Below are 9,127 nucleotides of genomic sequence, written 5' to 3' on the forward strand. Positions count from 1 at the left end.
CCTTGTCCTGATTTAAATTTAATCCACTATATCTATCGACACGGCAAACCGCGGACCGTTTACCGCCCTGCTTTGGTTCCGCCCGGACCGTACACGGCACCCCACGCGGCATCAAGCTGCTGCCCTGCCTGTTTCAATGTTTCCGCCTGTTGGCTTTTCACATTCATCGCCGCCTGAAGCTCGCCCTGCAAGCGGACGATGTCGGCTTGGGCTTTTTGCAGGCGGTATTGCGCATCTTCAAGGTCGCTTTGCAGGGAGATGATTTTGCTGTCGTTGCCGGTTTGCTGTTTCAGGGCGGCGCGGTAGGCGGAACGCGCGTTCATCAGATTGTCTTCTATGCTGTCTGCCGCTGCGTTCAGCGAAACGCCCATTAATATCAAGGCGATGAGTTTGTTGTTCATAAACATCCTTTGATGCCGTCCCGCGATGTATAGTGGATTAACTTTAAACCAGTACGGCGTTGCCTCGCCTTGGCTCAAAGAGACATTCTCTAAGGTGCTGAAGCACCAAGTGAATCGGTTTCTGTACTGTCTGTACTGTCTTGCGGTTTCATCGCCTTGTCCTGATTTAGTTAAGCCACTATAGTAGAGGTCGTCTGAAAACGGAAAAGCTGTTTTCAGACGACCTTTTTGCTGCGGTAGGCTTGTTGGTTAATATTGATAGGCGGCGAGTTTGCGCTTGATTTCGGGCAAGGCGGCGCGGGCGGCTTCTTCACCCAGCTGGATGGCGCGTCGTTTTTGGTCGAAACCGCCGATAGAACCCATCTCCAACACTTGCGGTTTGATCACGACGTTTGCCTGACCCAATTCGTGTTGGAGCAGCGGAATGCTCATGACGTTGAACGTTTGGTCGAGGTAAGAGAAAAAGCCTTGGTTGACGTTTTTCACCGGACGGGCGGAAATATCGACGGCGATAATGAAATTGGCGCCTTGTTTTTTAGCCGCGCTGACGGGAACAGGCTGCGACAGACCGCCGTCAACGTATCGGCGGCCGCCAATCATGGTGGGTTGGAACACGTTGGGGATGGACGCGGACGCGCGGACTGCCTGTCCGACGTTGCCTCGGTTGAAGGCGACGGCTTTACCACTTTCAAAATCGGTGGCGACGGCGGCGAATTTAATCGGCAATTGTTGGATGGGGCGGTTGCCGACTTTTTGGTTGATGTAGTTTTGCAGTTTTTCGCCTTTGATGAAGCCGCTGCTGGACAGGGTCAGGTCAACCAAGTCGGTTTTGCCCAAAATTTCGGCTTCGAGTTCGAGGCGGTCGGGCGACATGCCTGAAGCGTACAGGCTGCCGACGATGGAGCCTGCGGATGTGCCGGTCACGACTTTGACGGGAATATTGTTTTCTTTCAAGACCTTGATAATGCCAATATGGGCAAAGCCTTTGGATGCGCCGCCGCCGAGCGCAAGCGCGACCACGGCTTTGGGCTTGGCGGCATTCGCGGTATGGGTATTCGGCTTGGCACCCGATTTGTCGGAGGTGTGGCTCGGACAGGCAGCGAGCATGAGTACGACAGACGCTGTCAGCGTAGTGCGCAGTGTTTGAATCAGCAATGGTTTCATTTTCAGACGACCTTTATAGATGGATTTTTGGTTTGGAACATATTGTCAGCCGAATGGCGCGAAACCTGTCGCGGTATGCGCTCCGTCGTGTTTTTATCGGCGCGGCTGCGGTATAGTGGATTAAATTTAAATCAGGACAAGGCGAGGCAACGCTGTACTGGTTTAAAGTTAATCCACTATAAAGTGGCAGAAAACCTGTTGCCCGCTTGGTCATGAAAACAGGCGGAATCAGGGGAACAGGCAATCTGCCATCCGCCTTGTCAAGCGGCACAAGCGGGAAGTTTAGCGCATCGTTATGCCGAAATCAAAAAAGGTCGTCTGAAACCTGATTTTCGGTTTCAGACGACCTTTTGCTTGCCCGCTTTATCAGGCGGTTTTTAATGCTCCCACTCGACGTGTTCGTTGAGGAAACCGCCGCTCTGGTGCGCCCAAAGTTTGGCGTAGAGGCCTTGTTTTTCGAGGAGTTCGGCGTGGCTGCCTTCTTCGATGATGCGGCCTTTGTCCAAGACGATGAGCCTGTCCATCGCGGCGATGGTGGAGAGGCGGTGGGCGATGGCGATGACGGTTTTGCCGTCCATCATTTTGTCGAGGCTTTCTTGGATGGCGGCTTCGACTTCGGAGTCAAGCGCGCTGGTGGCTTCGTCGAGCAGCAGAATCGGCGCGTCTTTGAGCATGACGCGGGCGATGGCGATGCGTTGGCGTTGGCCGCCGGAGAGTTTCACGCCGCGTTCGCCGACGTGCGCGTCATAGCCGCGCCGTCCTTTGGCGTCGGAAAGGTTGGGGATGAAGTCGGCGGCTTCGGCGCGTTCGGCGGCGGAAATCATTTCGGCGTCGGTGGCGTCGGGGCGGCCGTAAACGATGTTGTCGCGCACGGAACGGTGCAGCAGCGAGGTGTCTTGCGTCACTAGACCGATTTGGGCGCGCAGGCTTTCTTGGGTCACGCTGTCCACGTTTTGCCCGTCAATCGAAATCGTGCCGCTTTGCGGTTCGTAGAAGCGCAAAAGCAGGTTGACGATGGTGGATTTGCCCGCACCGCTGCGCCCGATCAAACCGACTTTTTCGCCCGGGCGGATGGTGAGGTTGAAGCCGTTGAGCAGCGGTTTGCCGGCTTCGTAGGAGAAATCGACGTGTTCGAACTTGATTTCGCCTTGCGACACTTTCAGCGGCAGGGCGTTCGGCTTGTCGAGGATGGTTTGCGGTTTGGACAGGGTTGCCATGCCGTCGTTGACGGTGCCGATGTTTTCAAACAATCGGGCGGATTCCCACATGATGTATTGCGACAGACCGTTGACGCGCAACGCCATGGCGGTGGCGGTCGCCACTGCGCCGACGCCGACTTGTCCGTGATACCAAAGCCAGATGCCCAGCGCGGTCGTGCCGGCGGTCAGCGAGCTGTTGACGATGAAGCTGCATGTGTGCAGGAGCGTCGCCAAACGCATTTGGGCGTGTACCGTAACCATAAATTCTTCCATCGACTGTTTGGCGTAGGCCGCCTCGCGCGCGCCGTGGGAGAAGAGTTTGACGGTGGTGATGTTGGAATAGGCGTCGGTAATACGGCCGGTCATCAGCGAGCGCGCATCCGCCTGACGCGAAGCGGTTTTGCCGAGCTTGGGAATCAGGAAGCGCATCACTAAGGCGAAGCCAATCATCCAGCCGATAAAGGGCAGCAGCAGCCAGCCGTCGAGCGCGACCAAAATCACGCCGGAGGTGATGAAATACACCAGCACATAAACGACCATGTCGGCAACCGTCATCACCACGTCGCGCAACGCCAGCGCGGTCTGCATGACTTTGGCGGACACGCGGCCGGCAAATTCGTCCTGATAGAAACCGAGGCTCTGCCCCAGCATCAGGCGGTGGAAATTCCAGCGCAGGCGCATGGGGAACACGCCTTGCAGGGTTTGCAGGCGCACGTTGGATGCGAGGAAGGTCCAGAGGGCGAAAAACACCATCATCGCCGCCATCGCCGTCAACGCCCAGCCTTTTTCGGCAAACAGGGTGGCGGGCGTGTATTTGCCGAGCCAGTCCACGACTTTGCCCATAAATTGAAACAACAGGGCTTCCATGATGCCGATACCGGCGGTAAACACCGCCAAAACGGCAATCCATTTGCGCAAGCCTTCGATGTTGCTCCAGATAAAACGCCACAGCCCTTTTTCAGGCGTTTTCGGGGCGGCTTCGGGGTAAGGGTCGATTCGGGATTCGAACCATGAGAATATTTTTTGAATCATTGTATTGGGTTTAATTGAGAGAGAATGGATTTCAGACGACCTCTACGGTGGGGACAGGTCGTCTGAAAACAAGTATCGGGAGTTAAAGGCATTATTTTACGGGAAAAAACGGCGGGAAGACACTGTAAGGAAGTCGGGACGGGCAAAGTGCCGTGATTGATGAGGGGTCGTCTGAAACAGCGTGCCGATAAGGAATACGGCTTTTATAGTGGATTAACTTTAAACCAGTACGGCGTTGCCTCGCCTTGGCTCAAAGAGACATTCTCTAAGGTGCTGAAGCACCAAGTGAATCGGTTTCTGTACTGTCTGTACTGTGTCTGCGGCTTCGTCGCCTTGTCCTGATTTAAATTAAGCCACTATAGTATTCGTCCTTATATGGTCAAATCGCCGCTGAAATCCGTATCGAACCCATCGGCGTATCGGCTTATATCCATTCCAATTTTATTTTGAACGGACTGAAGCCAAAAAACAAAACCGAAAAAAATGTGCTTGTTCTCAGGCGTCACGCCGAATATGCCGTCACTTTGATGCGAAATTTGCAGGTCACTCAATATAGACAAGAAGCTGTCCAGATTTTGCCTGATGTCTTCTATAGTGGATTAACTTTAAATCAGGACAAGGCGAGGCAACGCCGTACTGGTTTAAAGTTAAGCCACTATATCTCGCTTTTTTGAAGTTCCTCAATCAACAGGACTTCATTATCCAGACCAATAATGGTGGGCAACTTGGTCAGTTTTTCATAAATCGCTTTCACAGACATTTTTCAATACCGGTAAATCCGACGCGCGGGATACGGGCGCGGGTAAGGCGGGTAGGGATAGCCGTAGCGGTGTACCGGCTCGCTGTCCTGATAAATGACGGTTGTCCCCGGCGGGGCGTTGACGGTAACGGTTTTGTTGATGGTGGTTTGGGAATGGACGGGCAGGTCGAGGACGGTGGTGCGGCCGTAAGGGGTTTCGGTGTAGAAACAGCCGCCAAGTGCGGTCAGCGTGAAGGCGTAAAGTAGGGGCTTCTTCATGGGATTCCTTCATTCAAAACGAAACGGTAAGGGGTCGTCTGAAACGTGGTTTCGATCAGTTTGAAACCGTTTTGGGGTTTTCAGACGACCTTTTTTATCGCCAACATCCTTAACTTTAAATACGGCATATCGTCAAATCCCGTCATTCCCGCGCAGGCGGGAATCCATCGTAAAACTTGAGAAACCTTGATTTGAAAAACAGTTTCCAAATTTCAAAAATGGATTCCCACCGTAGCCTGTCCTCGCGCAGGCGGGGGCGGGAATGACGGTACCCGATAAGTTGCGTATCGAAAATAAAGTCATTTGCCTATATCCAGCCGACGGGATGAACCGGCGGATTTTCAGACGACCTTCCCGCTTACCTTAACACGGTCTTCGTCCAGCGGCTGACCCATTGTTTCTGCTTGGTGTCGATGTCGTTGCGGCTGGGCGAGTCGGTGTGTTTCGGGGCTTGGGCGAACTCGAAGACTTTGGGCAGCGGCGTGTTTTTCACGGCGGGATAGACCCACATTTCGGTCGGCAGGGCTTTTTGCACTTCGCCGCTTTGCAGCCACTGTACGAGTTTCGCCGCCAGCTCGGGCTGTTTCGCGCCTTTCAAGACTGCCGCGCCTTCGACTTGGCGGAACACGCCGCCTTTGAGGAAGAGGTTGCCGGTCGGCGGCACGCTGTATTTGCCTTTGGAGTAGTGGACTTCGGCGGCGGGGCTGGCGGCGTAGCTGACGACGAGCGGGTAGGCGCCGCCGTTTTGGGTGAAGTCGGTGTAATAGGCTTCACTCCAGCCTTTGGCAACTTTCACGCCGTTTTGACGCATCTGCGCCCACCATTTGAACGCGCCCTCTTCGCCCATGCCGCCGATGTTCGCCATCAGGAAGGCAAGTCCGGGCGAGGAGGTGGCGGGCGAGGGCGTAACCAGCAGGTTTTTATATTCTGGGCGGGTCAAGTCCTGCAAGGTTTTGGGCAGCGGCAGTTTTTTCTGTTCAAACCATTTTTTGTCGTAATTGAGGGTAACGTAGCCGTAATTGACTGCCGCGATAACGGGCATCCCCGCTGAAACGGGTGCGGATTTGGGCTGCACCGCCGCCAATATGCCTGCTTCGCGCACTTTGCCGATGTTGGCGTTGTCCAAACCGTACACCGCGTCGGCAATCGGGTTTGCCTTGCTGAGAATCAGCTTGTTGAGCATTTCGTTGCCGCTGCCCGCTTTGATAACGGAGACTTTGGCGTCGTTGGCTTTTTCAAACTGCGCGAGGACGGATTGGGGCAGGCTGAAGGATTTGTGCACGGCAAGGCGCACTTCGGTCTGGGCGGATAAGTTTGCCGAAGCCAGCAAGAGGGCGAGGGCGGATAATTTCAGTTTCATTCTCTAACCTTTGTACGGGTAAAATACGAAACATCATAACAAAATCCGCACCAACACACGACATGAACCTTTCCCCCGTTTGGCTCTTTGACCTCGACAACACGCTGCACAACGCCGATGCAGGCATTTTTTACATCATCAACCGCGCCATGACCGACTACATGGCACAACGCCTCAAGCTCTCCGAAGAAGCGGCATCCGACCTGCGTCAGGACTATTGGCACCGATACGGCGCAACGCTTGCCGGCCTGCAAATCCACCATCCCGAAATCGACATCTGCGAATTTCTGCGCGAAAGCCATCCCATCGCGCAAATCTTGGCAAAATTGCAAGGCATGGAGGGAACCGAAAGCGTTTTAGGTCGTCTGAAAGGACGCAAAGCCGTTTTTTCCAACGGCCCTTCGTTTTACGTCCGCGCCGTTATCGGGGCATTGGGTTTGGCAAACCGTTTTGACGCACTCTTCGGCACGGACGACTTCGGGCTGCGCTACAAGCCCGACCCGCAAGCCTACCTGACCGTCTGCCGCCTGCTCGACGCCACGCCCGGACAGTGCATCATGATCGACGACAGCGCGGACAACCTGCACCAAGCCAAAGAGCTGGGCATGAAAACCGTATGGTTCGGCAGCAAAGCCCATCCCCTGCCCTTTACCGACGCCGTTGCAAAAGATATGCAGGCGCTCGCCGAATGCGCCGAAAAATTGTCGGCACTCGTCTGAAACCTTTACAATATCGGGTTTGAACAACGGCACAAATCCGCCCGACCACAAGGACAACCATCATGCGATACACCGCCCTCATCCTCGCCGCCGCAGCCGCCCTGACCGGCTGTACCTGGGAAACCTACCAAAACGAATCCGGCCACACCTCCCTGCGCCCCAAATACGAAAAAGGCACGCGCATCTATTACGAAGACGGCACCTACTCCCGCGATATGCGTTACAACCAATACCGCCCCGAACGCCGCACCCTCAAACCGCTGCACGGCGACCAAGAAAACGTACGCGGCACAACATGGAACAAACCCCAAGGTGCCGGACACGCCGCGCCCGAAACGCAAACCGAAGAATAATCCGCCCGCAGAGGTCGTCTGAAACCGTTTTTTCCGTTTCAGACGACCTCAAACATAACCGCCATCCCGTTCGTCCCACGCCTGCCGTCTTTCAAAAAGGAGAAAACCATGCGTTCCCTCGCCCTGATTTTCGTTACCGCCGCCATCCTGAGCGGCTGCACCACAGACCGCTACGACTTCGACAGCCGTCCCGCCGACACATCCGCACGCACGCCCCTGAAACCGACCACACTCGACCGCTTGGAACACGGCAGCCATGCCGACTCGTACCGCTGGAACCCCAAACCCAATAAACCATAATCCCCACGTCCGCACGCCAAACCCAAATAAAAAGGTCGTCTGAAACCCCAAAACCCCGTTCAGACGACCCCTAAATACCCCTTCATCAACATTGCATTCGAGAAAGCCCATCATGTCCGCCACACCCCTCAACATCGTCATCCTCGCCGCCGGCAAAGGCACGCGTATGTATTCCAAAATGCCCAAAGTGCTGCACCGCATCGGCGGCCTTCCCATGGTTGAGCGCGTTATCGACACCGCCGCCGCCCTGAATCCCCAAAACATCTGCGTCGTCATCGGACACGGCAAAGACCAAGTTTTGGACACCGTCAAACGCGACGTCGTCTGGGTCGAACAAACCGAACAGCTCGGTACCGGCCACGCCGTCAAAACCGCCCTGCCGCACCTTTCCGCCGAAGGCCGCACGCTGGTGCTGTACGGCGACGTCCCCCTGATTGACACCGCCACCCTCGAAACCCTGCTCGAAGCCGCCGGCAGCGAAGTCGGACTGTTGACCGACGTTCCCGCCGACCCGACAGGCTTGGGCCGCATCATCCGCGACAGCCAAGGCAGCGTAACCGCCATCGTCGAAGAAAAAGACGCCGACGCCGCCCAAAAAGCCGTCCGCGAAATCAACACAGGCATCCTCGTCCTGCCCAACGCCAAACTCAAAAACTGGCTGGACACCCTCTCCAGCAACAACGCCCAAGGCGAATACTACCTGACCGACCTCATCGCCAAAGCCGTTGCCGACGGCATCAAAGTCCATCCCGTCCAAGTGCGCGCTTCCCACCTCGCCGCCGGCGTGAACAACAAACTCCAGCTCGCCGAACTCGAACGCATCTTCCAAACCGAACAGGCGCAAGCCTTGCTCAAAGCAGGCGTTACCCTGCGCGACCCCGCCCGCTTTGATTTAAGGGGTCGTCTGAAACACGGACAAGACATCGTGATTGACGTCAACGTCGTCCTCGAAGGCGACATCGAAATCGGCGACAACGTCGAAATCGGCGCAAACTGCGTCATCAAACACGCCAAAATCGGCGCAAACAGCAAAATCGCCCCCTTCTCCCACCTCGAAGACTGCGAAGTCGGACAAAACAACCAAATCGGCCCCTACGCCCGCCTGCGTCCGCAAGCCCGCCTGTCAGACGACGTACACGTCGGCAACTTCGTCGAAATCAAAAACGCCGCCATCGGCAAAGGCACCAAAGCCAACCACCTCACCTACATCGGCGACGCCGAAGTCGGCAGCAAAACCAACTTCGGCGCAGGCACAATCATCGCCAACTACGACGGCGTGAACAAATACAAAACCGTCATCGGCGACGAAGTCCGCATCGGCTCCAACTGCGTCCTAGTCGCCCCCGTCAAACTCGGCAACAAAGTTACAACCGGCGCAGGCAGCACGATTACCAAAAACGTCGAAGACAACAAACTCGCCCTCGCCCGCGCCCGTCAAACGGTGATCGAAGGCTGGGTGCGTCCTGAAAAAGGCGATAAGAAATAAAGTAGTAAACCGCCCTGCGCAACTCGTTGCAGCAACAGCAATCTGTCCCTTCCCCCGCCCGGCGGGGGAAGGTTAGGATGGGGGTGGCTTTGCGA

Annotated in this window: 9 protein-coding genes; 4 read left to right on the forward strand and 5 right to left on the reverse strand. The window is 55.6% G+C overall.

Annotation, left to right across the window (positions count from 1 at the left end; translation table 11 throughout):
* Nucleotides 1-59 precede the first annotated feature (59 nt).
* From HMPREF2726_RS08675 to HMPREF2726_RS08700, 5 genes are all read right to left on the reverse strand, one after another.
* Entirely contained in the window at nucleotides 60-401 is a 342-nt protein-coding gene (locus tag HMPREF2726_RS08675; protein WP_009312520.1) for a hypothetical protein, read from the reverse strand.
* 249 nt (nucleotides 402-650) lie between these two features.
* Nucleotides 651-1,565 (reverse strand): patatin-like phospholipase family protein, encoded by a 915-nt coding sequence (locus tag HMPREF2726_RS08680; RefSeq protein WP_009312519.1) that lies wholly within the window; start codon nucleotides 1,563-1,565, stop codon nucleotides 651-653.
* A gap of 377 nt (nucleotides 1,566-1,942) precedes the next feature.
* Nucleotides 1,943-3,796 carry an ABC transporter ATP-binding protein gene (locus HMPREF2726_RS08685; protein WP_003755630.1) on the reverse strand — a complete coding sequence of 618 codons (1,854 nt, stop codon included), beginning with the start codon at nucleotides 3,794-3,796 and terminating at the stop codon, nucleotides 1,943-1,945.
* A 763-nt stretch (nucleotides 3,797-4,559) separates the two neighbouring features.
* Nucleotides 4,560-4,814 carry a hypothetical protein gene (locus HMPREF2726_RS08695; protein WP_009312518.1) on the reverse strand — a complete coding sequence of 85 codons (255 nt, stop codon included), beginning with the start codon at nucleotides 4,812-4,814 and terminating at the stop codon, nucleotides 4,560-4,562.
* Nucleotides 4,815-5,172: 358 nt separating this feature from the next.
* Complete coding sequence (locus HMPREF2726_RS08700; RefSeq protein ID WP_070603024.1) at nucleotides 5,173-6,174, reverse strand: thiamine ABC transporter substrate-binding protein; 1,002 nt, start codon at nucleotides 6,172-6,174, stop codon at nucleotides 5,173-5,175.
* 62 nt (nucleotides 6,175-6,236) lie between these two features.
* Between HMPREF2726_RS08700 and HMPREF2726_RS08705 the strand changes: the two genes are divergently transcribed.
* The 4 genes from HMPREF2726_RS08705 (at nucleotide 6,237) to glmU (ending at nucleotide 9,032) form a co-directional block, all read left to right on the forward strand.
* Nucleotides 6,237-6,893, forward strand: a complete 657-nt coding sequence (locus HMPREF2726_RS08705; protein WP_070603025.1) for a pyrimidine 5'-nucleotidase — start codon at nucleotides 6,237-6,239, stop codon at nucleotides 6,891-6,893.
* A 62-nt stretch (nucleotides 6,894-6,955) separates the two neighbouring features.
* Nucleotides 6,956-7,246, forward strand: a complete 291-nt coding sequence (locus HMPREF2726_RS08710; RefSeq protein ID WP_003755616.1) for a hypothetical protein — start codon at nucleotides 6,956-6,958, stop codon at nucleotides 7,244-7,246.
* A gap of 108 nt (nucleotides 7,247-7,354) precedes the next feature.
* On the forward strand, nucleotides 7,355-7,546 hold the full coding sequence (locus HMPREF2726_RS08715) for a hypothetical protein (protein WP_003766199.1): 192 nt from the start codon (nucleotides 7,355-7,357) through the stop codon (nucleotides 7,544-7,546).
* A 112-nt stretch (nucleotides 7,547-7,658) separates the two neighbouring features.
* Nucleotides 7,659-9,032, forward strand: coding sequence for a bifunctional UDP-N-acetylglucosamine diphosphorylase/glucosamine-1-phosphate N-acetyltransferase GlmU (glmU, locus tag HMPREF2726_RS08720; protein ID WP_070603026.1), 1,374 nt, complete (start codon nucleotides 7,659-7,661; stop codon nucleotides 9,030-9,032).
* Nucleotides 9,033-9,127 lie beyond the last annotated feature (95 nt).

Origin of the sequence: Neisseria sp. HMSC074B07, from assembly GCF_001810355.1 — a bacterium.
Taxonomy (GTDB): domain Bacteria; phylum Pseudomonadota; class Gammaproteobacteria; order Burkholderiales; family Neisseriaceae; genus Neisseria.